At 42.3% G+C, this 25,788-nt stretch carries 25 protein-coding genes; 7 read left to right on the plus strand and 18 right to left on the minus strand.

The window, feature by feature from the left end; genetic code table 11:
- Positions 1–19: 19 nt before the first annotated feature.
- The 3 genes from icd to B9L23_RS16035 form a co-directional block, all read right to left on the minus strand.
- A complete protein-coding gene (gene icd, locus B9L23_RS16025) occupies positions 20–1,294 on the minus strand; it encodes an NADP-dependent isocitrate dehydrogenase (protein ID WP_171699276.1) in 1,275 nt (424 codons plus the stop codon).
- A gap of 74 nt (positions 1,295–1,368) precedes the next feature.
- A complete protein-coding gene (citZ, locus tag B9L23_RS16030; protein WP_062679226.1) occupies positions 1,369–2,487 on the minus strand; it encodes a citrate synthase in 1,119 nt (372 codons plus the stop codon).
- Between the two features lie 292 nt (positions 2,488–2,779).
- Positions 2,780–3,235 carry a DUF441 domain-containing protein gene (locus B9L23_RS16035; protein WP_089098012.1) on the minus strand — a complete coding sequence of 152 codons (456 nt, stop codon included), beginning with the start codon at positions 3,233–3,235 and terminating at the stop codon, positions 2,780–2,782.
- A 112-nt stretch (positions 3,236–3,347) separates the two neighbouring features.
- On the opposite strand from B9L23_RS16035, the gene ytvI reads away from it, so the two are divergent.
- Entirely contained in the window at positions 3,348–4,466 is a 1,119-nt protein-coding gene (gene ytvI, locus B9L23_RS16040) for a sporulation integral membrane protein YtvI (RefSeq protein WP_089098013.1), read from the plus strand.
- 48 nt (positions 4,467–4,514) lie between these two features.
- Here the strand turns inward: ytvI and B9L23_RS16045 are convergent, their stop codons facing one another.
- From B9L23_RS16045 to dnaE, 7 genes are all read right to left on the minus strand, one after another.
- On the minus strand, positions 4,515–4,904 hold the full coding sequence (locus B9L23_RS16045) for an FxsA family protein (protein ID WP_015864784.1): 390 nt from the start codon (positions 4,902–4,904) through the stop codon (positions 4,515–4,517).
- 68 nt (positions 4,905–4,972) lie between these two features.
- Positions 4,973–6,736, minus strand: a complete 1,764-nt coding sequence (gene pyk, locus B9L23_RS16050; RefSeq protein ID WP_062754960.1) for a pyruvate kinase — start codon at positions 6,734–6,736, stop codon at positions 4,973–4,975.
- A 30-nt stretch (positions 6,737–6,766) separates the two neighbouring features.
- Positions 6,767–7,726, minus strand: a complete 960-nt coding sequence (pfkA, locus tag B9L23_RS16055; RefSeq protein ID WP_015864786.1) for a 6-phosphofructokinase — start codon at positions 7,724–7,726, stop codon at positions 6,767–6,769.
- Positions 7,727–7,897: 171 nt separating this feature from the next.
- Positions 7,898–8,875: an acetyl-CoA carboxylase carboxyl transferase subunit alpha gene (gene accA / locus B9L23_RS16060; protein WP_015864787.1), complete on the minus strand. Its 978-nt coding sequence runs from the start codon at positions 8,873–8,875 to the stop codon at positions 7,898–7,900.
- Positions 8,860–9,732, minus strand: a complete 873-nt coding sequence (gene accD / locus B9L23_RS16065; RefSeq protein WP_015864788.1) for an acetyl-CoA carboxylase, carboxyltransferase subunit beta — start codon at positions 9,730–9,732, stop codon at positions 8,860–8,862. The genes accA and accD overlap by 16 nt, the downstream gene beginning before the upstream one ends.
- Positions 9,733–9,810: 78 nt before the next feature.
- Entirely contained in the window at positions 9,811–10,407 is a 597-nt protein-coding gene (locus B9L23_RS16070) for a FadR/GntR family transcriptional regulator (protein WP_089098014.1), read from the minus strand.
- A 168-nt stretch (positions 10,408–10,575) separates the two neighbouring features.
- Positions 10,576–13,887, minus strand: coding sequence for a DNA polymerase III subunit alpha (gene dnaE, locus B9L23_RS16075; protein ID WP_089098015.1), 3,312 nt, complete (start codon positions 13,885–13,887; stop codon positions 10,576–10,578).
- Between the two features lie 108 nt (positions 13,888–13,995).
- Between dnaE and ytrH the strand changes: the two genes are divergently transcribed.
- A complete protein-coding gene (gene ytrH / locus B9L23_RS16080) occupies positions 13,996–14,337 on the plus strand; it encodes a sporulation membrane protein YtrH (protein ID WP_015864790.1) in 342 nt (113 codons plus the stop codon).
- On the plus strand, positions 14,334–14,843 hold the full coding sequence (gene ytrI, locus B9L23_RS16085; protein ID WP_015864791.1) for a sporulation membrane protein YtrI: 510 nt from the start codon (positions 14,334–14,336) through the stop codon (positions 14,841–14,843). Before ytrH ends, ytrI begins: the two co-directional genes overlap by 4 nt.
- Before the next feature lie 45 nt (positions 14,844–14,888).
- Here the strand turns inward: ytrI and B9L23_RS16090 are convergent, their stop codons facing one another.
- A complete protein-coding gene (locus B9L23_RS16090; protein ID WP_015864792.1) occupies positions 14,889–15,836 on the minus strand; it encodes a DHH family phosphoesterase in 948 nt (315 codons plus the stop codon).
- 124 nt (positions 15,837–15,960) lie between these two features.
- Between B9L23_RS16090 and B9L23_RS16095 the strand changes: the two genes are divergently transcribed.
- Positions 15,961–16,272 carry a YtpI family protein gene (locus tag B9L23_RS16095; protein ID WP_089098016.1) on the plus strand — a complete coding sequence of 104 codons (312 nt, stop codon included), beginning with the start codon at positions 15,961–15,963 and terminating at the stop codon, positions 16,270–16,272.
- 25 nt (positions 16,273–16,297) lie between these two features.
- Here B9L23_RS16095 and B9L23_RS16100 read toward each other — a convergent pair whose 3' ends face one another.
- Positions 16,298–17,608, minus strand: coding sequence for a CBS domain-containing protein (locus tag B9L23_RS16100; RefSeq protein ID WP_062679264.1), 1,311 nt, complete (start codon positions 17,606–17,608; stop codon positions 16,298–16,300).
- Between the two features lie 127 nt (positions 17,609–17,735).
- Complete coding sequence (locus B9L23_RS16105) at positions 17,736–18,416, minus strand: metal-dependent hydrolase (RefSeq protein ID WP_062679236.1); 681 nt, start codon at positions 18,414–18,416, stop codon at positions 17,736–17,738.
- 128 nt (positions 18,417–18,544) lie between these two features.
- Here B9L23_RS16105 and B9L23_RS16110 point away from each other — a divergent pair, with 128 nt between their 5' ends.
- Positions 18,545–19,639: a M24 family metallopeptidase gene (locus B9L23_RS16110; protein WP_062754962.1), complete on the plus strand. Its 1,095-nt coding sequence runs from the start codon at positions 18,545–18,547 to the stop codon at positions 19,637–19,639.
- 71 nt (positions 19,640–19,710) lie between these two features.
- Here B9L23_RS16110 and ald read toward each other — a convergent pair whose 3' ends face one another.
- The 3 genes from ald to B9L23_RS20605 form a co-directional block, all read right to left on the minus strand.
- Positions 19,711–20,832 carry an alanine dehydrogenase gene (gene ald, locus B9L23_RS16115; protein WP_062679238.1) on the minus strand — a complete coding sequence of 374 codons (1,122 nt, stop codon included), beginning with the start codon at positions 20,830–20,832 and terminating at the stop codon, positions 19,711–19,713.
- Positions 20,833–21,042: 210 nt separating this feature from the next.
- Complete coding sequence (locus B9L23_RS16120) at positions 21,043–21,804, minus strand: SDR family oxidoreductase (RefSeq protein ID WP_015864798.1); 762 nt, start codon at positions 21,802–21,804, stop codon at positions 21,043–21,045.
- A gap of 121 nt (positions 21,805–21,925) precedes the next feature.
- Positions 21,926–22,069, minus strand: a complete 144-nt coding sequence (locus B9L23_RS20605) for a hypothetical protein (protein ID WP_015864799.1) — start codon at positions 22,067–22,069, stop codon at positions 21,926–21,928.
- 113 nt (positions 22,070–22,182) lie between these two features.
- On the opposite strand from B9L23_RS20605, the gene B9L23_RS16125 reads away from it, so the two are divergent.
- Positions 22,183–22,632, plus strand: a complete 450-nt coding sequence (locus tag B9L23_RS16125) for a universal stress protein (RefSeq protein ID WP_062754966.1) — start codon at positions 22,183–22,185, stop codon at positions 22,630–22,632.
- A gap of 23 nt (positions 22,633–22,655) precedes the next feature.
- Here the strand turns inward: B9L23_RS16125 and argH are convergent, their stop codons facing one another.
- A complete protein-coding gene (gene argH / locus B9L23_RS16130; RefSeq protein WP_015864801.1) occupies positions 22,656–24,035 on the minus strand; it encodes an argininosuccinate lyase in 1,380 nt (459 codons plus the stop codon).
- The gene (locus B9L23_RS16135; protein ID WP_015864802.1) at positions 24,032–25,240 is read right to left on the minus strand and encodes an argininosuccinate synthase; all 1,209 of its coding nucleotides are present in this window, start codon (positions 25,238–25,240) and stop codon (positions 24,032–24,034) included. The genes argH and B9L23_RS16135 overlap by 4 nt, the downstream gene beginning before the upstream one ends.
- A 189-nt stretch (positions 25,241–25,429) precedes the next feature.
- Here B9L23_RS16135 and B9L23_RS16140 point away from each other — a divergent pair, with 189 nt between their 5' ends.
- Positions 25,430–25,744 (plus strand): hypothetical protein, encoded by a 315-nt coding sequence (locus B9L23_RS16140; protein ID WP_015864803.1) that lies wholly within the window; start codon positions 25,430–25,432, stop codon positions 25,742–25,744.
- The last annotated feature ends 44 nt before the right edge of the window (positions 25,745–25,788 follow it).

A 25,788-nucleotide genomic window follows, 5' to 3' on the forward strand; every position in this document is an offset into this window, starting at 1 on the left:
TCCCCATCCTCTCCCAGTTTTATTCCATATTCCGGATGAGTGCGTCAGCGAATTCTGAACATTTTACTTCCGTAGCGCCCTCCATGAGACGAGCAAAATCGTATGTAACGATTTTTGCGGCAATCGTTTTTTCCATTGCTTTGACAATGAGTTTTGCCGCTTCGTTCCAGCCGAGATGCTCAAACATCATCACACCAGATAAAATGACCGATGATGGGTTCACTTTATCCAATCCTGCATATTTCGGAGCCGTTCCGTGAGTAGCTTCAAAAATGGCATGCCCTGTTTCGTAGTTAATGTTTGCTCCCGGAGCGATACCAATGCCGCCAACTTGTGCTGCTAACGCGTCAGAAATATAGTCGCCGTTTAAGTTCATCGTTGCAACCACATCAAATTCGCGCGGACGCGTTAAAATTTGTTGTAAGAAAATATCGGCAATGACGTCTTTGATAATAATTTTTCCGGCTTCTTCTGCTTCCGCCAGCGCCTTGTTCGCTGCTTCTTTTCCTTCTGTTTCGACAATGCGGTCATATTGCGCCCACGTAAATACTTTGTCGCTGAATTCTTCTTCTGCTAATTCATAGCCCCAATTTTTAAACGCGCCTTCCGTAAATTTCATAATATTTCCTTTATGAACAAGCGTAACCGATTTTCGTCCGTGTTCAATCGCATAGTTGATTGCGGCGCGCACTAACCGTTTCGTTCCTTGTTCGGAAATTGGCTTAATGCCGATACCAGAAGTTTCTGGGAAGCGGATTTTGCGAACGCCCATTTCATTTTGCAAGAAATCAATCACTTTTTTCACTTCTGGTGTCCCTTTGGCATACTCAATTCCAGCATAAATATCTTCCGTGTTTTCACGGAAAATGACCATATCTGTATCTTCTGGACGTTTTACCGGAGAAGGAACACCTTTAAAATAGCGGACAGGACGCAAGCAAACGAATAAATCCAACTCTTGACGAAGCGCTACGTTCAATGAACGAATTCCTCCGCCGACTGGAGTCGTCAACGGTCCTTTAATCGCGATTATGTATTCCCGAATAGTATCAATGGTTTCTTGTGGAAGCCACTCGCCGGTTTGTTTGTACGCTTTTTCCCCTGCGAGAACTTCTTTCCAAACGATTTTCTTTTCCCCTTTATACGCCTTTTCTACTGCTGCTTCCAACACACGAGATGCGGCAGCCCAAATGTCTGGACCTGTCCCATCCCCTTCAATAAATGGAATAATTGGATTGTTTGGTACATTTAACACACCATTTGTTACAGTAATTTTTTCACCTTGCGCCACCATAACAACCTCCAAATATATTTTGTTAAAGGTGAGAATAATTATATCTTCTCACCTTTTATAAACTATAAACATAATCAGCCGCGTTGTTCAATCGGCACATATGCCCTTTTTGCCGGACCTGTGTATTCCGCGCGCGGACGAATGAGACGATTGTTATCGTATTGTTCTAAAATATGGGCAAGCCATCCAGACATACGGCTTACTGCAAAAATCGGCGTAAATAAGTCATGATCAATTCCTAAGCAGTGATAAACAGATGCCGAGTAAAAATCAACGTTTGGTGGCAGTGATTTTTCGGAAGTAACAATTTCTTCAATTCTCGCTGACATTTCATACCAATGTGGTTCACCAACAAGCTTCGTTAATTTTTCCGACATCTTTTTCAAATGTTTCGCACGCGGATCGCCCTTTCGGTAAACGCGATGGCCAAAGCCCATGATTTTTTCTTTATTTTCTAACTTTTTGTAGATATATGATTCTACATTATCAATCGTTCCAATTTCTTTTAACATTTTCATAACTGCTTCATTTGCGCCCCCGTGAAGCGGTCCTTTCAACGCTCCAATCGCCGCTGTCACACCAGAGTAAACATCTGATAATGTCGCTACGCAAACACGCGCAGTAAATGTCGATGCGTTTAATTCATGATCCGCATGTAAAACAAGCGCTTTGTTAAACGCTTCAACAGCCGTTTCATTTGGTTCTTTGCCTGTCAACATGTAAAGGAAGTTAGCTGCAAATCCTAAATCTTTTCTTGGCTCGACAGGCTCCAACCCTTTGCGGACGCGGGCGAATGCTGTAACAACTGTAGGAATTTTTGCTTGCAAACGAATCGCTTTGCGATAGTTTGCTTCTTTTGTCATTACATCTGCTTCTTCGTCGTATAGCCCTAACATAGAAATCGCTGTCCGCAATGCTGCCATCGGATGAACTTTGTCGATTGGATACTGTTTAAAATGTTCAATAATTTCTTTCGGAATTGCCGCATTTTCCGCCAATTGCTGTTTTAGCTCTTCCAACTGTTGTCTCGTCGGAAGTTCACGATGCCAAAGCAAATAAATAACCTCTTCGAACAAAGCGTTTTCTGCCAAATCATCGATGTTGTAGCCTACGTATGTTAGCGTGTCATCAATAATCGAGCTAATGCTTGACGTGGTTGCCACAACCCCTTCTAGACCGCGTGTAACTGTCATCGTGATCTCTCCTTTTCTTTAAAATTCCCCTTCTCTCAATTGCAATTTATACGATATGAGAGCGAGCGCTTGCTCGAAATAAAAGTAAAAAAAGTTTAATGTAGAAAGTGCTTACATTTTATAATATATTCCCTGTTGTCCGCCGCCTTTTGCTAGAATAAAAAGCGGCAGCGGGGATGCCGCTAAATAGGCTTACGTCTATATTATAAACAATTATCTGACTTTTGTGAATCCAAAACCTCTTATTCTTTAAATATTATTACAAAAAAATAAATTCGGTTTAAATAACTATTTAAAAATATTCTATCACTTTCATCACCATATAAGCAATCCCCGCACCGATTAGTGGACCGACAGCAACGCCATGAAAAAGCGACACTGCAATAATCGTCCCAAATACGAGAACAGCCGTCATATGCGGGTCCGTTGCCAATAATGTGACTCCACCTTTCGCGACTAATGCGACAAAGATTCCTGATAATAGCGCGATCCAAGCCGAAAGCGACTGCAGTGATGCGATTAATTGTCTAAAACCAATCTCTCCCGTAGCAATCGGCGCCAATACAGCAATCGTGATCACCGTAACTCCCCAATGAATTCCTTTTTCATGGACGATAGGCAGCCACTTTTCTCCCATCCCGACCATTTTAATAATTAATAAAATAGCAACCGCAATCATTAATGATTGGTTTTTGGCAATAAATCCGATAATAAATAAAATAAGTAAAAACAATATTGGTTCGCTCACTAACTCTCTTCCTTTCTTTAATTAAAATATTCAGAGCGTGAAACCTTCTTCTTTGCGTATACGTAATGAAATCTGTAATATATAACTATGGAAAATTTATGGAGGTGAAACATTGTCCAGCCATCACTTATATAGCTTTCTTCGCTTTTTGTTTGTGATCGCTGTAGTTATATTCGGATCAATGGCTCTTTATTATGTATCCACCGTTACATATCCATTTATTATTGCGTTTTTTATTGCTTTCTTGATCAATCCGTTAGTCGATTTTCTAGAAACAAAAACGAAAATGCCAAGATGGCTGGCAGTGATTGTAACATTAATTGTACTATTCGCAATCGTTGCCGGTCTTGTTACTTTACTGATTGCGGAAATTGTTTCAGGTACACAATACTTGGCAAATGTTGTACCAGAGAATTTCCAAAAATTAATTACGTATATGGAAACATTAGTTGCCCAACAAATCATTCCTCTTTATAATGATTTAGCTGTTTTATTTAAAAATTTAGATGCTAGCCAGCAAGATACGATTATAAATAATATCCAAGCGGTAGGTACACAAATAGCAACAACGGTCGGGCAATTTATTCAACATGTGCTTCAGAACATTCCACTGCTGCTCGCTTGGCTTCCAAACGCTGCTACCGTCTTTATTTTTTCACTATTAGCTACATTCTTCATTAGCAAAGATTGGTATCGGCTTACTGGAATCGCCCAAAAAATTTTGCCAGCAAAAGCACGCAAGAGTGGAAAAACAGTATTTCTCGATTTAAAGAAAGCATTATTTGGTTTTATTAAAGCTCAAGCTACGCTTATTTCGATTACAACGGTAATCGTTTTGATTGGATTGTTAATTCTTCGTGTCAATTATGCGATTACCATTGCGCTTATTATTGGGATTGTAGATATTTTGCCGTACTTAGGAACGGGAATTGTCTTTGTTCCTTGGATTATTTATGCGGCGGTAAGCGGTGATGTACCGTTTGCCATCGGGTTGGGCGTACTTTATATTGTCGTCCTCGTTCAACGACAAATCATGGAGCCAAAAGTATTATCGTCATCAATCGGACTTGACCCGCTTGCTACATTAGTAGCATTATTTGTCGGATTTAAATTAATCGGGTTCCTAGGATTAATTATTGGACCTGTTACACTTGTCATTATCCGTACGTTGCACAGCGCCAACGTATTTCGTGATATTTGGAATTTTATTATCGGAAAGCCAACAACATAAACACAATCAAAGAGAAAGAGCCTTTCAACACACGGAAAGGCTCTTTTTTCATCTATAAATGCGAAAAAACATTTTTGTATCAAACAATGATTTTAACCAACGGGCGATATACGGCTTAATCATGGACCGGGTAGCAGGAAGAAGAAGAAAGACCCCAGCGATATCACTAAAAAAGCCTGGTGTTATGAGAAGTACTCCACCGATGAGCACACAAATGCCATCGAGTATCGCTCCGCTTGGAAGACGTCCATAGAAAAACTCCCGTTTGGCTTCTTCAACAACGGCTAGCCCTTGTTGTTTTGCAAGCCACACTCCTATCATTCCAGTCAGCATGATCAATGCGACCGTTGACCAAATGCCAATAAGTTTGCCGGAAAGAATAAACAGCCCGATTTCCAAGGCAGGAATAACGATAAACATTCCGATAAACCATTTCATTTCTTTCTTCTTCCTTTCAGAAAAAAGAATAAAAACAGAGAAAATTTCTTCTCTGTTTTTATTATACCTTACAGCACGCTTGCATGTCCTTGATAAACAGCTCCAAATCCAGCATCAACTGTAATTTCCTGCCCATCTTTTAAAATCGATGTAGCATTTTCTACACCGACAATAACAGGAATGCCGAGACTTAAACCAACGACTGCAGCGTGGCTTGTTAATCCGCCTTCCTCGGTAATAATCGCTGCCGCTTTTTCCAATGCTTCCATCATATCCGCATCTGTGCTACATGTTACTAAAATTCCGCCTTCTACCATTTTATTGATTGCTTCCTCTGCCGTTTTCGCAATAATCGCCTTTCCAAAAGCAGACTTACGACCGATTCCTTGCCCTTTTGCGATAATGTCACCGATGACATGCACTTTCATTAAGTTCGTCGACCCCGTTTCTCCTACTGGAACTCCCGCGGTAATGACGACTAAATCACCGTGTTTTACTACTCCTGATTTTACCGCAGCTTCCACGGCAATATCAAGCATTTCATCGGTTGTGTTCGCTTGTGGAGCTACTTGCGAATATACCCCCCATACGAGCGCCAATTTCCGCGATACAGATTCACTGGCAGTAACAGCAACGATTGGCGCTTTTGGACGATATTTTGACACCATATATGCCGTTCTTCCACTTACTGTTGGCGTTACGATTGCCGCCACGTCTAAATTTAAAGCCGTATGCGCAACAGACTGCCCAATTGCATCTGTGATTGTCGTCGCGCTTTCTTTTGTCCGCTGTGCTAATATTTCCCGGTATTGCAACGCTTGTTCGATACGCAGCGCAATTTGATGCATGGTTTTTACTGCTTCTACTGGATAGTGCCCTGCCGCTGTTTCTCCAGATAACATCACCGCATCTGTCCCATCAAAGATCGCATTCGCGACATCGCTTGCCTCGGCCCGCGTCGGTCTCGGATTTCGCTGCATCGAATCTAACATTTGTGTGGCTGTAATAACCGGTTTACCAAGCATATTGCATTTTTTAATAAGCGCTTTTTGGATAAGCGGCACTTCTTCGGCTGGAATTTCCACCCCAAGATCGCCGCGCGCCACCATTAGTCCATCTGTAACCTCTAAAATATCATCAATATTATCCACGCCTTCTTGATTTTCGATTTTCGCAATGATTTGAATATGAAGCGCGTTGTTTGCCTCAAGCAATTCACGGATTTCTAATACATCGGAAGCGCGCCGCACAAAGGAAGCAGCGATAAAATCAACACCTTGCTCAATACCGAATAAAATATCTTGGCGATCTTTGTCCGTAATACCTGGCAAATTGACGCGGATACCAGGCACATTGACTCCTTTTTTGTTTTTCAATACACCGCCATTCAATACTTTCGTCACGATTTCGCGCGCTTGTTTATCGACTGAAATCACTTCTAATCCGATTAGACCATCATCGAGGAGAATTTTTGCACCAGAAGTGACGTCATCGACCAGTCCTTCATACGTAACTGAAATTTTTTCCGGTGTTCCAAGCACTTCCTCCATCGAAATAATCAGCTGTTCTCCTTCTTTTAGCTCAATTGCCCCGTTTTCCATATTATGCGTACGGATTTCCGGTCCTTTTGTATCTAATAAAATCGCTACCGTTTTTCCCGTTCGTTTTGCCGCTTCCCGAATGTTTTGAATGCGACGCCCGTGCTCAGCATGGTCACCGTGAGAAAAATTTAAGCGCGCTACATTCATCCCGGCATGGATCAATTCTACAAGCTTGTCCACACTTTCGCTTGCAGGACCGATCGTACAGACGATTTTTGTTTTCCGCATCATCATTTCTTCTTCCTTTCCACAGGAAATATATTAGATGGATAGCTCTTTCGATAACAAATACATTTTTTGGTCAACGGTATGTTTGTTTGCTAATGCTTCCACAATATCATGGTCGACAAGCTGATTATTTTGGATGCCGACGCAGCGGCCGCCTTTGCCTTCTAACAATAGCTCTACTGCCCGTGCACCTAAGCGGCTGGCTAACACACGGTCAAACGCGGTTGGAGAACCGCCGCGCTGAACATGTCCCAACACTGTGACGCGCGTTTCAAATCCTGTCGCTTCTTGAATTTTCTTTCCAAACTCGACTCCGCTTCCGACACCTTCAGCAACGATAATAATACTATGTTTTTTGCCTCGTTCATGACCACGCTTTAACCGTGCAATAACATCATTCATATCGTAATCGGCTTCTGGAATCAAAATCGTTTCTGCACCTCCAGCAAGCCCTGACCATAACGCAATATCCCCAGCATGACGCCCCATTACTTCAATCACATATGTTCGTTCATGCGATGTAGCAGTATCACGAATTTTGTCAATCGCGTCAATCACCGTGTTTAAAGCCGTATCGAAACCAATCGTAAAATCTGTTCCAGGAATGTCATTGTCAATGGTTCCTGGCACCCCGACACAAGGAAATCCGTGCTCTGTTAATTTTTTGGCACCTTGATAAGAACCATCTCCACCGATGACGACTAATCCTTCAATCCCGTGTTTTTTCAATTGTTCAATCCCTTTTAACTGCCCTTCTTCTGTCTTAAATTCCGGACAGCGCGCCGTATACAGTATTGTACCTCCGCGATGGATAATATCGCCGACATCCCCTACTTCTAATTTTTTAATTTTCCCAGCAATCAAGCCAGCATACCCATAATAAATTCCAAATACTTCTACTCCATGATAAATCGCCTTACGGACGACAGCGCGAATCGCTGCATTCATACCTGGTGAATCTCCGCCACTTGTTAACACACCTATACGTTTCATGTTGCCACCTCATTCGCTCATTGTTTCACAAAACATTTAAAAACGTCTGACCTCATACCTTTAAAACACATCTATAAAATAACACGAAGCATAACAGAACACAATAGACAAGTTTATTGAAACGGCTTACAATATAACAAAGCTGCCCCATAGAATGAGACAGCCTTGCTTTTATCTTACCCAAATGTCATCACGAGAAAACGCAAATTGCCCGATCTGTTTAAATTTTTCATATCGCTGTTGAACAAGCGTTTCCCCATCAAGCTTTAAGAGCTGCTTTAGCGATCGTTTCAGCACTTTATCAATTTCCGCCGCTTGTTGGTCCACATCGCGATGGGCACCGCCGCGGACCTCCGGAATAATTTCATCAATCACCCCAAGTTCTTTTAAATCATTCGCTGTAATTTTCATCGTTTCCGCTGCGCGTTGGGCAAGCGACGCATCTTTCCATAAAATCGCAGCGGCTCCTTCTGGAGAGATCACAGAGTAAGTAGAGTTTTCCAGCATATGAATATGATTGCCAACGCCGAGCGCAAGCGCGCCGCCGCTTCCCCCTTCACCAATAACGATGCAAACAATCGGTACCGTAAGTCCTGCCATCTCAAATAAATTTCTGGCAATCGCTTCGCTTTGCCCGCGCTCTTCCGCTGCTTTTCCGGGATATGCCCCTTTTGTATCAATAAAACAAATGATTGGCCGTTGAAATTTTTCCGCCTGTTTCATCAGACGCAATGCTTTTCGATATCCTTCTGGATGCGGCATTCCAAAATTACGTCGAATATTTTCTTTCGTGTCTTTTCCGCGCTGATGACCAATGACTGTCACAGGCAGACCGTCATATTTGGCGATCCCTCCAACAATTGCCTCATCATCTCCAAAACAGCGGTCACCATGGCATTCCAAAAAATGAGTAAACAGCCGCTCAATGTAATCAAGCGTTGTCGGACGATTCGGGTGACGCGCAATTTGAACGCGGTCCCATGGAGTTAAATTCGCATATATGTCATTTTCCAATTTTGCAAGGCGCGCTTCCAATTTTTCAATTTCCGATGAAAGGTCTACATCTGTGCTTTTCATAAATTCTTTTAACTCACTAATTTTTTTGCGCAATTCTATAAGCGGCTTTTCAAATTCTAACTCTGCCACCATCCGTGTCCCCCTCCTCCTTGATGAATATCAAGCACGGTCGTTAATGTATCTTTTAAATCATGGCGATGAATGACGGCATCAAGCTGCCCGTGTTTTAATAAAAACTCTGCCGTTTGAAAGTCTTCTGGAAGTTCCTCCCTTACCGTTTGTTGAATCACGCGTCGGCCCGCGAAGCCAATGAGCGCTCCTGGTTCTGCAAAATTATAGTCTCCCAGCGAGGCAAAACTTGCGGATACCCCTCCGGTAGTCGGATGTGTCATCACCGAAATAATAAGACCGCCCTCATCGCTGAACAATTTTAAAGCGGCGCTTGTTTTGGCCATTTGCATTAAACTTAATACTCCTTCCTGCATGCGCGCGCCTCCGGAAGCCGTAAAAATAAGAAATGGTACATGGAGCTCTCTCGCTTTTTCAATCGCTCTCGTAATTTTTTCACCAACAACAGAACCCATGCTTCCCATCCGAAACGCCGAATCCATCACAGCGATCACAATCGGGTATCCATTTAACGTTCCTTCGCCAGTAATGACCGCTTCGTTTAGGTTCGATTTGCGGCGGTCTTCTTCGAGTTTTTCTATATATCCTGGAAACTGCAATGGATTCACTGACACCATATCCGCATCATATTCATGAAAACTTCCTTCGTCTAACAAGCTATTAATTCGTTCACGGGACGGCATCGTATGATGATAGCCGCAGCTCATGCAAACCCTCAAATTTTTTACCAGTTCTTTCGTATACATAATTTTTTTGCACTTGGGGCATTTTGTCATAATTCCTTCTGGAACTTCGCTTCTCACTTTTTCGGAAGGAATCGATGCATATTTCTTCTTTTTTGTAAATAAGTCTTTCCACATGAGGTGCTCCCTCCTCCACTTTTTCACTCTATCATTACTACTGTATCGGAAATGAGTAATATTTTTTGTAAAACGGTGTCATCTTTCTTTCGACAATCGATGTTGCGTATATGTTTCCCAAATTTTCGCCACAGCGGCAACATCCCGCTTCGCAAACGCTTTTAGCATCTGTTCATAAAATTCATCTGGAAATGCATCCTCATCATAGATTGTTTGCGAAAAGTTATGGAGCACGCGCCAAATCCGTTCGAGCAAATAGTTTTGTGAAGCTACTGTCACCCATTTGAAAAAAAGCTCATAACTGATCATTTTTTGTCGAACGCTTTTTTCAAGTTGAGCCAGTTCCTGTTCTGTCCATCGTTGGCAAGCAAGCTGCAAACAAAGCTGTTCTATAAGCCTTTTCGTTTCCGCTAAATCTTCTTTTGCTCGCTCATCTTGTAAAATAAACATTCCGAGTAAATTAATAAGCTGATGATTCCCAACTTCTTTGATATACGTTCCTTCTCCTCTTCGCGTTTCAATTAAGCCGAGAAATTCAAGCGCTCTTAACGCCTCGCGCACAGAAGAGCGACCGACTTGCAGACGCTCTGATAATTCTCGTTCAGAAGGTAGTTTATCGCCGGCGACAAGTCCGTCTTCGCGAATGATCCGGCGGATTTGTTCGAGCGTTTCAATGTATACTTTTGCGTCTTTTACTTGTTACCCCTCCCTGCATGCTTGCTCTATGCATTGTTCAGGAAATTCTAATGAAATCATGTATTTCTTTCCTCCAATTTCCATCACTGGTCTGACCACTTAATGCTTATACGATATAACAAAATTGAAAAATAGTAAAGAAATAAATTATTTTACTACAATATGTTCATCCCCTAGCAGCGCTTTCAATGAAGCGATACATTCATCTGTTAAAGCGACATCATATTCTTCCGTAAGCTTCACCATCTTTTGCTCTTGCTCGTAATATAGAAAGACAGGCGTTTTTCCATGATATTTTTGCAGCAGCTCTTTTAGCGTAAACAATTTTCCAGACGCTATATGTTCCGGACGAATTTTTACATAAAGCGCCTCCATCGCAGGTACGTCTGCTTTGCGAATGACCAGCTGCGCTTTCCCTTTACGAACCTCTACTTTTCCTTCTAATAACCGCACTGTTCCCTTTTTTAAAACTGAAGAATAACGACGATATACATCTGGAAACGCAACCACATCCATTTCCCCGCTTTCATCACTAACCGTAAAGAAAGCCATTTCCTCTCCTGTTTTCGTACGTGTTTTTCTCTCTTCCACAATATATACACCCACTTTAACAGGAAAGTCCGTTTTTTCCCTTATTACACTCATGACTGAGCGGACACCATCCAAACGGAACACCTTCCGATAAGCAGATGTTGGGTGAGGAGAAACATAAACACCGAGCAATTCTTTTTCGTACATTAACTTTTCCTCTAATGACAAAGAAGGTGCTTCTACATATTTTGGCTTCAATGATATATCTGAAAATAATCCTTCTTCGACATACGGACCAACAAGCTGCGCATGTTCTAAAGCAACATCGACGCTTGCTAATAATGATGCTCTTTCGATTCCAAATTCATCAAAGCAGCCTGACAAAATAAGAGATTCTATCGTTTTTCGGTTGATGCCTTTTCCGAATAAGCGAACACAAAAATCAAAAAAGTCCGCAAAAGGCCCCTTTTTTCGCTCTTGTACAATCGCTTTGACTGCCGCTATTCCAACATGTTTAATCGCGGCTAAACTGTAGCGAATCTTTTCATGCTCCACTGAGAAAGAATAACGGCTTTGATTAATCGAAGGCGGCAATAATTCAATCTGTTTTCGTCTTGCTTCATAAATATATAAAGATACTTTTTCTTCGTCTCCGATCACGCTCGTTAATAATGCTGTATAAAAATAAAGCGGATAATGGGCTTTTAAATAAGCAAGTTGGTAGGAAAGCATGCTATAAGCAACGGCATGACTTCGGTTAAACCCATAATTAGCAAAACGGACAATCATATCATATACATCATTTGCAAACCCTTCGTCATAACCTTGGTCGATACAGCCTTGTACGAACTCATTCCGCTGTTGATCTAAAATTTCTTTTTTCTTTTTCGCGACTGCCCGGCGCAATAAATCTGCTTTTCCTAGCGAAAAACCGGCAATGTTCGCAGCGATTTGCATAATTTGTTCTTGATAAATAAGAACACCATATGTCGGCGCTAAAATCGGCGCTAAATCTGGATGAAGATAAGAAACTTTTTCTTCTCCGTGCTTTCTCTTTATATACGAAGGAATGTAATCGATCGGTCCAGGCCGATATAACGCGTTCACCGCCACGATATCCTCAAATTGTGACGGCTTCAATTGCTTTAATACCTGCTTCATCCCATCCGACTCTAACTGAAAAATTCCATTGGTGTCTCCCTTGCTGACCAGCTCGTATGTTTTGCGGTCATCAAGCGGAATGGAACGCACATCGATGGTTTTTCCAGTTTGTTGCTGAATAAGACGGCATATATGTTCAAGCAATGTTAACGTGCGCAAGCCAAGAAAATCCATCTTTAATAGACCTAGCCGCTCTAATGCATCCATCGGGTATTGCGTTAAATACAATTCACCATGACCTTGCTGCAACGGAACGATTTGGGAAAGCGGCTCACTGCTAATAATCACACCCGCCGCATGTGTCGAAGTATGGCGCGGAAGTCCTTCAACCTTCATTGCGATTGCAATCCATTGTTTCAACAAGGAAGAAGCTTGAACCGCTTGGCGAAAAGCAAATGATTGATGATATGCTTCTTGAATCGTTATTCCATGTTTGTTAGGAACATACTTGATGATGTTTTCCATCTCTTTCGAATCAATCTGTAACACTTTGCCAATGTCCCGGAGGGCCGCTTTAGCGCCAAACGTACCGAATGTAATGATTTGCGCCACATATTGTTGTCCATACTTATTGGCGACGTATTGAATAACTTCTTCACGCCGGTCATCGGGAAAATCAATATCAATATCCGGCATCGACACCCGTTCTGGATTTAAAAACCGCTCAAATAATAGCCCGTATTGAATCGGATCGATGTCTGTAATATAAAGTGTATACGCGACAAGCGATCCTGCTGCCGACCCTCGCCCTGGACCCGTAACAATCCCTTTTTTTCGAGCGAAATTCATAAAATCCCAAACGATAAGAAAATAATCGCTGAAATCCATTTGCTGAATGACATCGAGTTCATATTCAAGCCGTTTGATGTAAGCATCAGAAGGGGACGAAACTCGTTCATATAGTCCTTTCAGACAAAGGCGCCGCAAATAATGATCTGCGTTTTCCTTTTCTGGAACAGGGTATTTCGGCAACTTTAATGTGTCCAAGCTGATATGAAGATGGCATTGATCCGCGATTTTCCTGCTGTTTTCCACCGCCTCAGGCAAATCAGAAAACCGCTTTTTCATTTTCTCTGGCGATGTTAAATATCGTTCTCCATCTGTCGCCATCCCCGTTTTTATCACCGCGCCTTGTTTGATCGCTAATAAACAGTGCTGCACAAACGCATCTTCTTTTTCAATATATTGAACATCGTTTGTTGCCACAAGCGGGGTATTGGTTTCGTTGCTTAAATGAATCAACTGCTGCTCATATGGTTCTTGCTGCTTATTTTCTCCTCGCTGTACGGAAAGGTAAAAATCATCTCCAAAAATTTGCTTATATCGTTCTAACACTTGCTTTGCCTTTGTTATTTCGTTATGGGCAAGCAATGTTTCAATTTGCCCGCTTTTTCCTGGGGTTAGTGCAATTAATCCGCCACGATAATGCCATAGCCATTTTTCTGGAATTCCTTCTTGTGTTTTCGTTTGAATCGTACTGCTTATTTTTATTAAATGCTGATAGCCTGTTTCGTTTTTTGCTAATAAAACGAGCGGATATGTGCTTTCCCCCTCCAGCACAATGTCTGTGATCATCCCAATAATCGGCCGAATGCCGTAACGTTTACATTCCATATAAAAAGGAATTGCTCCGTACAATACGTTTTCATCTGTTAATGCCAGTGCAGAAAATTGCAGGTCTTTTGCCTTTTTTACCAAATCGCTGATTTTCGCTGGACTTGTTAACAGGCTGTAACAGCTGCGAACGTGAAGGTGAACAAACGACAACAATCTCCCCCTCCTTTTCCTCCATTATAGTGGACAAAACTTTTTCATTGCAAAACATACTCTTCCCCGATCGTCCATATACATAGTAAAAGAAAGGGTGGGACGAGTATGAGCGAAAAGATGCCATTTTTGCCTGCTTTTATTCAAAGTTATTTTATTGCTGTCGGCGTGCTGTTAGGCGGTGCGATGATCGGGGCGCTCGGCGCGTTTTTAAGCGGAGAACAGCCGCTTACGGCAATGTATCGATTTGCCGGTGATTTGCGAATTTGGGCTGTGGTTGCTGCCATTGGAGGAACGTTCGATACGTTTTATATGGTAGAACGGGGATTCTTTTTTGGGGAAACTCGCGACATTATTAAACAGTTTCTTCTCATTCTTTCCGCGATGGGAGGCGCGCAGACAGGCGTTACCATTATTACTTGGCTGACACAGGAGCATATTTCTTCATGAGAATCCCGCCTCATTACAACTATCCAACATGGCAGCGTTTTTTTGCCGGCGTTGCGATCGGAGCGCTCATCAGCTGGTTTGTTTTTTTACATTTATTCGGCGTCTTGCAAGAAAAACAAGTTCGAAAAATCATCGAACTTCAAGACAAAATTGCCGATTTGGAAGATGAAATCCGCATTTGGCAAGAAGACTACGTCAAACAGAATAAAATAAACAAAAAAAAATTAATGGTACAAGAAATTTCTGTCCACCTCGTCAACGCGGAGCAATATAAACTTGACTCTTATACGACGTTTCGCATTGAAGAAAGCGTAAAGGAGGATGTTTCCCACTTAAAAGCAAAAGATATCGAAACCGTTTATAACAGCCGGGAGTTGCTAAAGCGGGCTATTGAAAATAAAACATACACCATCAACGAGCAACCGTATAAGCTGGAAATTTATCAGATGTTCGTCTTTACTACTTTATCGATTGAACTAAAATTAAAACCGCTGCCTTCCTCATAAAGAGGAAATGTCCCGGATCTTGCCATACCGGGACATTCCTTCATTTTATTGAGAAAGACACGCTGCTTTCAAATCTTCAATGACGCGGTCCGCATCATCCCAAGAATCAATCGAAGCGCCTGCGGCAAGCGGATGGCCGCCGCCGCGATATTTTTTCGCTACTTCATTGACAATTGGGCCTTTGGAACGAAGGCGGACGCGAATTTCTTTCTCTTCCTCGATAAAAAATACCCATGCGACAACTCCTTCGATATTGCCAAGAAGGCCAACTAACTGCGATGCTTCGGAAGCAGTAACGCCATATTGCTCAAGCAGCGATTTCGGCATTTTTATCGCTGCCACTCCTTCTTTCGATACCGTAAAATTTTGCAGCACATATCCACTTAAATGCGCCACATTCAACTTCGTACGATACAATCCATCATATAGCTCCGTCAATGAAAATCCATATTGAATCAGTTCGCTTGCATAACGAAACGTTTTTTCGCTCGTTCTTGGGAAAAGGAAACGGCCTGTATCTCCGACAATCCCCGCGTAAATAAGACGTGCCGCTTCTTTTGTCATCACAAGTCCTTCTTCTTTACCAGCTAAATAAAATTCATAAATCATTTCGCTTGTGGAACTTGCGTTTGTATCTACCCATAATATGTCTCCATATGGGTCTTCGTTTGGATGATGGTCAATTTTAATCAATTGTTTGCCAAGCCGATAACGATCATCGCAAATCCGATCTGTATTTGCCGTATCACAAACAATCACGAGCGCATTTTCATATGTTTTGTCTTCAATGACATCCATCCGCCGTAAAAATTGCAACGACTCTTCTTCCTTCCCAACCGTATACACCGTTTTTTCTGGAAAAGAGGCTTTCAAAATCTCCGCCAATCCCCCTTGTGACCCATACGCATCAGGGTCTGGGCGCACGTGGCGATGAATGATGATCGTATCAAATTGATGGATCGCTCTTAAAATTTCCAAACATTTCTCTTTCATCTTTCTTCCCCTTTTTTGCGGCTGTATTTTTTTTCATTATACGCGAACAAGAAAGGTCATTGCTAGAATTCTTCCTCATTTCTATGTACAATAAGGTAGAAAGAAATAATGGAGGGTTCTATTTATGCCAACACTCGTGATTTTCATTATATTTTCCTTTTCTTTTTACGTCTATTATAAAATAAAGTATTTTCGCTCCCACCGTCCGATGGAACGACGTTGGCTTTCCGCCAAATCAAGCATTGCTCTCGGTCTATTCGTGTTCTTTTTCGGATTAAATCAGTTTTTTCTCCATTCTTCCACCATCACCTATATTATCGGTACTATTTTCTTGCTAATTGGCGCCGGAAGCGCGTGGGCGGGCTATCGCGCCTATAAGCATTATTTGCCTCTCGTTTTGGAAGAAGCAAAACAAACAGCAAAAAACGGGGCGTAAATCGCGTCCCGTTTTGATACGACTTCTAACGGTCAATTAATTGACACATCATTAGCGCTTTTCCAACGACGACACCTTCGTTATACACTTCCACATCGACTTTTCCAAATTTCCGTCCAATTTCTAGCAGTTTCGCTTTCACATCGATCGTGCTTTCGATTTGCACTGGTTTAATAAAATAAATCGTAATATTTTCAATCACTAAATCTCCGCGTTTATATGCCCGAAGCGCACGCGTAGCCGCTTCCGTCACAATCGTTGTAAATACTCCATACGATAGTGTTCCTAAATGATTCGTCATTTGCGGAGTAATCGTGCAGCGAAACATCTCCTCTTTCCCGTCACTATTGGCTTCCTGAAATTGGCTTGTAATAATATCATCAATGGTTTCACCAACTTGCGGCTGGCGTTGAATCATCTGAAGCGCTTTTAATACGTCTTGGCGGCTAATAATTCCTTGAAGCCGGTTATGTTCGTCAACAACTGGCAATAATTCGATGCCTTCCCATACCATGATATGGGAAGCGGAGGCGACCGATGTCTTTCCTTTTACCGTGATCGGGTGCTTTGTCATCGCCTTTTCAATCGGCAATTTTCGGTCAAAATCAAGCACATCTTTTGTAGTAACAACTCCTTGTACTTTTAACTGCTGATCCACAACCGGAAACCGGCTATGTCTTGTTTCACGATTGAGCTCATACCAACGTTCAATCGGATCGGTCGTATATAAATATGCTGTTTTTTCAAGCGGTATTAAAATATCTTCGACAAGAACAATTTCCTTTTTAATTAACTGGTCATAAATCGCTCGGTTAATCATCGTCGCTACTGTAAACGTATCGTAGCTTGTCGAAATAATCGGGAGCTGTAATTCGTCTGCTAATTTTTTTACATGGTCTTCCGTATCAAATCCGCCGGTGATTAATACGGCTGCTCCGGCTTCGAGCGCCCGTTCATGCGCTTTCGTACGGTTTCCAACAATCAACAAATCGCCAGCGCCCGTATAGCGCATCATCGCTTCCAACTGCATCGCGCCAATAACGAACCGGTTCAGCGTTTTGTGCAATCCTTCGCGCCCGCCTAACACTTGCCCATCAACAATGTTTACCACTTCTGCATACGTAAGTTTTTCAATATTTTCTTTCCTCTTCTTTTCAATCCGAATCGTACCGACCCGTTCAATCGTACTCACATACCCTTTATTTTCCGCGTCTTTAATGGCGCGATAGGCGGTTCCTTCACTTACCCCCATTTCTTTCGCAATTTGCCGCACAGAAATTTTTTCACCGACCGGTAAACTATGAATATATTGCAAAATTTGTTCGTGTTTTGTCATCGCCAAGTTTCTTCACCCTTTACATAGTCTCCTATTTTCATTATACGGGTGGAGCAAATTCAATTCAATGAAACGACCAAACACACTTGTTCCTAAAAAAGCGCCTCAGTAAGAGACGCTTTTTCATTTATAATTCAATACCTTCTCCTGGTTTTAATACACGTCCTACGCCATCAGGAAGCAGCGCAACAAATTGGTGCGGATCTTGGGCGATGACCGGGAACGTATTGTAGTGAATCGGCACGACTATTTTCGCGCGAAGCCATTCCGCCGCAACCGCAGCATCTTCCGGCCCCATTGTGAAATTATCTCCGATCGGCAAAAATGCGACATCAATAGAATTGCGCTCACCGATCAGTTTCATATCCGAAAACAACCCCGTATCTCCAGCGTGATAAATCGTTTTGCCTTCGGCGGTGAATAAAATTCCAGCCGGCATACCCAAATAAATAATTTGCTTGTCCTCTGTCACATAACCGGAACCATGGAACGCTTGCGTTAATTTCACTTTTCCAAAATCAAATTGATGCGCTCCCCCGATATGCATCGGGTGGGTATTTACTCCTTGCCATCCTAAATATGTAGCTAATTCAAAAGGAGCAACGACGAGCGCGTTATTTTTCTTAGCCAGCTGCACTGTATCCCCAACATGGTCGCCATGACCATGAGTAAGCAAAATGACATCTGCTTTCACATCTTCCAATTTTAAATCTGTCGCGCCGTTACCTGTAATAAATGGATCAATAAAAATCGTTTTCCCATTTGTTTCAATTTTTACGACGGAATGTCCATGATATGTTACTTTCATGATCATCCTCTCCTTTCATCATTATTATTCGCGGTGGTGGATGCATTTCCCTGCCCATACGCTTATAAACATTTACATTTTCTTATATTCCTGCTACTCTCAAAGTATATAGAAAGGAAGGGTACAGAATGAACAAACGACTTCAATTATTTTCCGAGTGGCTTCAAGAACAACATATTTCATTTGCGCTTATTACGTCAAGTCCGAACGTCTTTTATTTAAGCGGGTTTTATTGCGACCCTCACGAGCGGCTTTTAGCGTTGCTCATCTTTCCGCAAGAAGAGCCGGCATTAATTTGCCCGCAAATGGAAACGGCACGCGTAAAACAAGCTGGATGGACATACGAAATTATTGATTACACCGATACAGACAATCCATGGCAGCTGCTTGAGCATCATGTTCGCTCAAGAAATATTGCTGTAGAGCGAATTGCTGTCGAAAAAAGCCATCTTTCTCTCGAACGATACGAACTGCTTCATACCTATTTCCAAGCGCGTTCATGGATAAACGCGGAAGAAAAGCTGCGGCAATTGCGAATGATCAAAGAGGAGAAAGAAATTGCCGTATTGCGCCAGGCGGCAGAACTTGCAGACTATGCCGTCGAAGTAGGAGTAAACGCAATTGCCGAAGGGAAAACAGAACTAGATATTATCGCAACCATCGAATACGAAATGAAGAAAAAAGGCGTACGGGAAATGTCTTTTGCCACGATGGTACTGACCGGCAAAAACACCGCTAACCCACACGGTGTGCCGGGACTGACAGCTATTCAACGTGGTGATTTTGTTCTATTTGATTTAGGCGTCATTGTGGACGGCTACTGCTCTGATATTACAAGAACGGTTGTCTTCGGTGAAGCGACAGAGGAACAGCAAATGATTTATGATACGGTTCTGCGCGCGCAGCTTGCGGCGATTGATGCCTCTAAACCAGGCGTGGAAATCGGCAATGTCGACCGAGCCGCAAGATCGATTATTGAACAGGCAGGATATGGTCCATATTTTACACATCGCGTCGGCCACGGTTTAGGCATCGAATTACATGAATATCCATCTATGAATGCAACAAATACGATGCCGCTAGAGCGCGGTATGACGTTTACCATTGAACCTGGCATTTATGTTCCTTCTGTCGGCGGGGTGCGTATTGAAGACGATGTGTTCATCACCGATAACGGTGCAGAAATTTTAACGAAATATCCAAAAGAGCTTATAATCGTTTAAAGACAGATAAATAAAAGAAGCGGTCTTTCGGGATGTTGCCGAAAAGGCCGCTCTTTTTGTCGAAAACAAGATTATGATTGTTGCAGCAATGTTTTCGCATCTTTATAAGGCAATCCATGTGCCTGCGCTACCGCCTCATACGTAATATAACCGTTCAACGTATTAATTCCTTTCAACAACGCTTCGTTTTGCAAACAAGCTTCTCGATATCCTTTATTAGCGATTTGCAGCGCGTAAGGTACGGTAACGTTTGTCAGCGCAAATGTTGACGTTCTTGGCACCGCACCAGGCATATTCGCTACTGCGTAATGAACAACTCCATGTTTCACATAGATTGGATCATCATGGGTTGTAACGCGATCGGTCGTTTCAAAAATTCCTCCTTGATCAATAGCAATATCCACAAGAACAGAACCTGGTGACATCGAACGAATCATTTCTTCTGTGACAAGTTTTGGCGCTTTCGCTCCTGGAATTAACACCGCACCAATCACTAAATCAGACTGTTGCACTGATTCGGCAATATTATACGAATTTGACATTAACGTCGTCACACGATCCCCAAATAAATCGTCGAGCTCGCGGAGCCGATCTGGATTAATATCTAAAATCGTCACTTCCGCTCCAAGACCAACTGCCATCTTCGCCGCATTGGTTCCAGCAACCCCGCCGCCGATAATCGTTACTTTTCCGCGGCGCACTCCTGGTACACTTCCTAATAAAATTCCTTTCCCGCCATGTGGTTTTTCTAAAAACTGCGCTCCCACTTGTACGGACATTCGCCCCGCCACTTCACTCATTGGAGTTAATAATGGAAGCGAGCCATTTGGCAACTGCACCGTTTCGTAAGCAATTCCGACTACTTTTTTTTCGATTAATTCTTTCGTTAGCGCTTCTTCCGCCGCTAAATGTAAATACGTAAATAAAATAAGACCTTCGCGAAAGTAAGAATACTCTTGTGGAAGCGGCTCTTTCACTTTCATGACCATTTCGGCCGACCACGCTTCTTGCGCCGATGAAACAATCGTTGCTCCTGCTTTTTCATATTCTTCATCGAAAAATCCTGAACCAAGCCCCGCTCCTTTTTCTATATATACCTCATGTCCTGCTTTCACTAATGTCATTACTCCGGCCGGTGTGATCGCTACTCTGTTTTCGTTATTTTTTATCTCTTTTGGAACACCGATTTTCATTGCAACGAATTCCTCCTAGCTCATTTGCTTACTATAACATATTATTTTGTTAATAAAAGGTGAGATCATCATTACTTATCTTTCTCCTATTTTCACTTAAATAAACGATCACTTTTATCTATCAAATGTTTTTTTCACATCCAATGGAACATAGAAAAACAGAAAAATCACCCCACTGCATCGAGCAAGGTGATTTTTGGAAAAATGCGCTTATGTCCAGTATCGATGAATAACATTTACTCCTCCTGTCACATCGATGATCGCTCCTGTAATCATGTCTGAATCTTCTTCGCATAAGAAAGCAACAACACGAGCGATATCTTCCCCTGTTCCCGAGCGCCCAATTGGTGTCTCATTGTCTTTTATTGTACGTGAATAGGCGATCGTCGCTTCTTTCATCTCTCCAACAATATTGCCTGGGCAAACCATATTAGCTGTAATGCCATATTCCGCTTCTTCTAGCGCGATTGTTTTCGTTAATGACACTAACCCGACTTTTGCGGCACTGAACGCGGATCGGTTCGGCCATCCCGGCGCTCCTGCCGCACCTTGAAAACCATATGTAATAATGCGGCCAAATCGTTGTTTTCTCATCACTGGAATCGTTTTTTTCAATAAATGAAATACCGCACTTAAATTTCCTTCAATCATTTCGTACCACTCATCTTCTGTATAATCAGCTAATTTTTTTCGCTCAAAAATATACGGCCCTGCGTTATTAATTAAAAAATCAATCCGCCCAAACCGATCTAACGCCGCGTCCACAAGCGCAGATAAATCCTCTTTTTTTGTGACGTCACCGCGAACAAATTGAAGCCGCTCTTTTAGATGGGCATACTTTTCTTGCAGTGATTGTACCGCTGTTTCATCACTTCGATAATTGACGGTTACCGAATATCCTTTTTCTAACAACAGTTCCGTTACTTTTCTCCCCAGCCCTTTCGCTCCGGCTGTGATGAGGGCATGTCGCACATCTACTCCTCCTCACCTTAACAACTTCCTGTCTTTACTTTACTATAAAGATATGTCTAAACGCATCCATCTCGCTTAAAAAAAATCATCATGGCGCATAAACACCATGATGTAGTGGAAATTATTCACCAACTTCACGCTTTGGATTATAGTGAAGTTCATCACGATCAACAACCCCGCTATGATATGCATCCATAATTTGCTCGCTAACCATTTTTACTGCATCTTCATCATAATCGAAATCTTTTCTATAGTTTTTTTCCATAATTATATCCCTCCTCGTTCATAGAAATATCATACATATGGTAGTTTCTCATTACTTGTAGCAGGTATACTAATAATAGAGATAGCACTTTTATCCAAAGGGAGTGGAGAACAATGACAATGACGTATAAGACGATTGTTGTTGCCATTGATGGTTCCAAAGAAGCGGAATGGGCATTCAAAAAAGCGATCCAAATTGCTAAACGTAATAATGCGAAACTTATTCTTTCTCACGTCATTGATTTACGGAGCTTTGCCGCCCCATTTGAATTATATGACAGCACCGCTGTTAAACGGTCTGAAGAATACGCAAAAGAGCTTTTAAACGGTTACCAACAACAAGCGTTGGACGCTGGATTAAACGATGTGGTCATCGACATTGAATTTGGCTCCCCAAAAGTAAAAATCGCTAAAGATATAGCGCAAAAATATAAAGCTGATTTGATCATCTGTGGAGCAACAGGATTAAACGCAGTCGAACGCCTGTTAATTGGAAGCGTTTCTGAACATATCACCCGCTATGCGAAGTGCGATGTGCTTGTCGTGCGAACCGAAAAAGAATAAAGAAAAACACTCCGCAGCATCCGCTACGGAGTGTTCACTATTTTTTTAGCTTTTTCCAACGCTTTTCTTACTTCGGAAAAACCTGTTCCGCCCGCGCTATTGCGGCGGTTAACAGCGGTGTATGGCTTAAGCGCTTCATATATATCTTCTTCAAACAACGGTGACGCTTCCTTATAGACATCCAGCGGCAAATCGGCTAAAAATACGCCTTTTTCAATACAAATTAGCACGAGTTTGCCAACAATCTCATGCGCCTCGCGGAATGGTACCCCTTTGTTGGCTAAGTAGTCGGCAAGCTCCGTTGCATTCGAAAAATCTTGTTTTGTCGCTTTTTCCATAACATCGACGTTTACTTTCATCGTTTTAATCATACCAGCGAAGATTTTCAGCGATCCAGTGACCGTTTTCACCGTATCGAACATGCCTTCTTTATCTTCTTGCATATCTTTGTTGTACGCAAGCGGCGTTCCTTTCATCACTGTCAAAAGCGCTAATAAATTTCCGTATACCCGTCCCGTTTTTCCGCGAATTAATTCTGCCATGTCCGGATTTTTCTTTTGCGGCATAATGCTGCTTCCTGTGGCGAACGCATCGTCAATTTCAATAAATTGAAACTCTTGGCTTGACCAAAGAATAAGCTCCTCGCAAAAACGTGATAAATGCATCATCAGCATGGAGCTGTTGCTTAAAAATTCAATGATAAAATCACGGTCGCTCACCGCATCGATACTGTTTTCGTAGATGCCGTCAAAGCCAAGAAGCTCCGCGGTCAAATGACGGTCAATTGGAAACGTTGTTCCAGCGAGCGCTCCTGCCCCGAGCGGTGATTTATTAATGCGCTTTAATGATTCACGGAATCGCTCGCGGTCGCGTTCAAGCATCCAAAAATACGCAAGCAAATGATGGGCAAACGAAATCGGCTGCGCCCGCTGCAAATGTGTATATCCCGGTACAATTGTTTCCACGTGCTCCTCCGCTTTTTCGACAAGCACCTTTTGCAATTCTTGAATAAGCGCGATGATTTCCGTTACGCGTTTGCGCAAATATAAATGCATATCGGTTGCCACTTGGTCGTTGCGGCTTCTTCCTGTGTGCAGTTTTCCACCGACAGGGCCAATTTCATCAATAAGCATTTTTTCAATATTTAAATGAATATCCTCGTAGGCAACAGAAAATTCGAGCTTGCCTTGTTTCGCTTTTTCTAGCAGCGTAAACAGTCCGGCCTTGATTTTCTCCACATCCTCACTTGGCAAAATTCCGCATTTGCCAAGCATCGTTGCATGAGCGATGCTGCCCTCTATGTCTTCTTCGACTAACTCTTGGTCGAATGGGATCGACGCGCCAAACTCGTCGACCCACTCTTCCGCTGTTTTCTTAAAACGTCCTCCCCAAAGCTTTTTCACACGTTCACCTTCTTTTGATTGTTGACGATGCTGTATACTTTCGTTGGCAATCCGTACAAGGAAATAAAGCCAACGGCCGCTTGATGATCAAATTGGTCATCCGCCGTATATGTCGCAAGCTTTTCGTCGTATAAGGAGAACTCTGATTTGCGCCCTTCGATAATCGCATGCCCTTTAAACAGCTTCACACGCACCACGCCAGTTACGTTCTTTTGCGTTTCTTTTAAGAAAGCGACAAGCGCGTCTTTAATTGGTGAGAACCACAAACCGTTGTAAATGACTTCCGCTAATTTTTGCTCGATAATCGGTTTAAAATGCGCTACTTCCTTTACAAGTGTTAAGTCTTCTAATTCTTTATGCGCCTTAATTAACGTCATCGCTCCAGGACATTCATACACTTCGCGCGATTTAATGCCGACTAGGCGGTTTTCGACATGGTCGATGCGTCCAACCCCATGTTTTCCGGCAATGGCGTTTAACTCCAAAATTAGCGAAGCGAGCGAATACGGCTTGCCGTTTAATGTCTTCGGCACGCCTTGTTCAAAACCGATTTCAATGATTTCCGGCACATCCGGTGTATTCTCCAACGCTGCCGTTAATTCGTATGCTTCTTCCGGCGGAGCCGCCCAAGGGTCTTCTAAAATACCGCACTCGTTGCTTCTGCCCCATAAGTTTTGGTCAATCGAAAACGGACTGTCTAGATCGACTGGAATCGGAATGCCATGTTTTTTCGCATACTCGATTTCCTCTTCACGCGACCAGCTCCATTCGCGAACCGGCGCGATCACTTCCAAATTTGGATTTAGCGCTTTAATGGATACTTCAAAGCGAACTTGGTCGTTTCCTTTTCCTGTACATCCATGCGCAACAGCAACCGCCCCTTCCAATTCCGCAATTTCCACTAATTTTTTCGCAATAAGCGGGCGCGATAAGGCGGAGACAAGCGGATATTTTCCTTCATAAAGCGCATGTGCCTGCAATGCAATAAGCGCATATTCATCAGCAAATTCTTCCTTGACATCAATAACATATGACTTAATCGCTCCGACTTTTAACGCTTTTTCTTTCACGAAATCAAGATCTTTTCCTTCTCCAAGGTCTAAACAGCAAGCAATGACATCATAACCTCGCTCTTGCAGCCACTTAATCGCAACAGATGTATCTAAACCACCGGAATACGCCAGCACAAGTTTCGGATTCGTCATATTGTATTCCCCTTCCCTTTCACATAAATATACTTGTACATAAATAAATATTCACTAAGTATATTATCACTTTATCAGTTTTTATAAGGTTTTTCAATAGTTATTCATAAAAAAGTATAAAAATACTGAAAGTTGGTTCTTTCTGTTCTTTTTTATAAAATAGAAAATAAGGGAAAGCGAGGGAGAAGCATGGAGCAATATTTCATTTATGATCAACGTCTTGGCATTCCATTGCCGAAACTTGAAAAAGACTGGGAGGATTATAGCGAAGACGAACAACACGCAATTTTGCTGCGATGGGAAAATATTCGTGGAACCATTCCCGACCGTATTGCCGAATTAGAAAAAATTATTAACGAAAAACAAGATCAGTTGAGTGATGAAAACGATTTTGAGCGATCATGCCGGTTAAATTCGGAAATAGCCGAACTCGCCTCGATCATCAACGATTTATGGATTTGGTATCGGATGAATCAAACGGTATCGATGCGCGCTCATCAATAAAACAATGAAGGAGCGAAAAGATGGCAGAAAAATGCTCCTTCTTT

This window comes from Parageobacillus galactosidasius (assembly GCF_002217735.1).
Classification (GTDB): Bacteria; Bacillota; Bacilli; order Bacillales; family Anoxybacillaceae; genus Parageobacillus_B; species Parageobacillus_B toebii.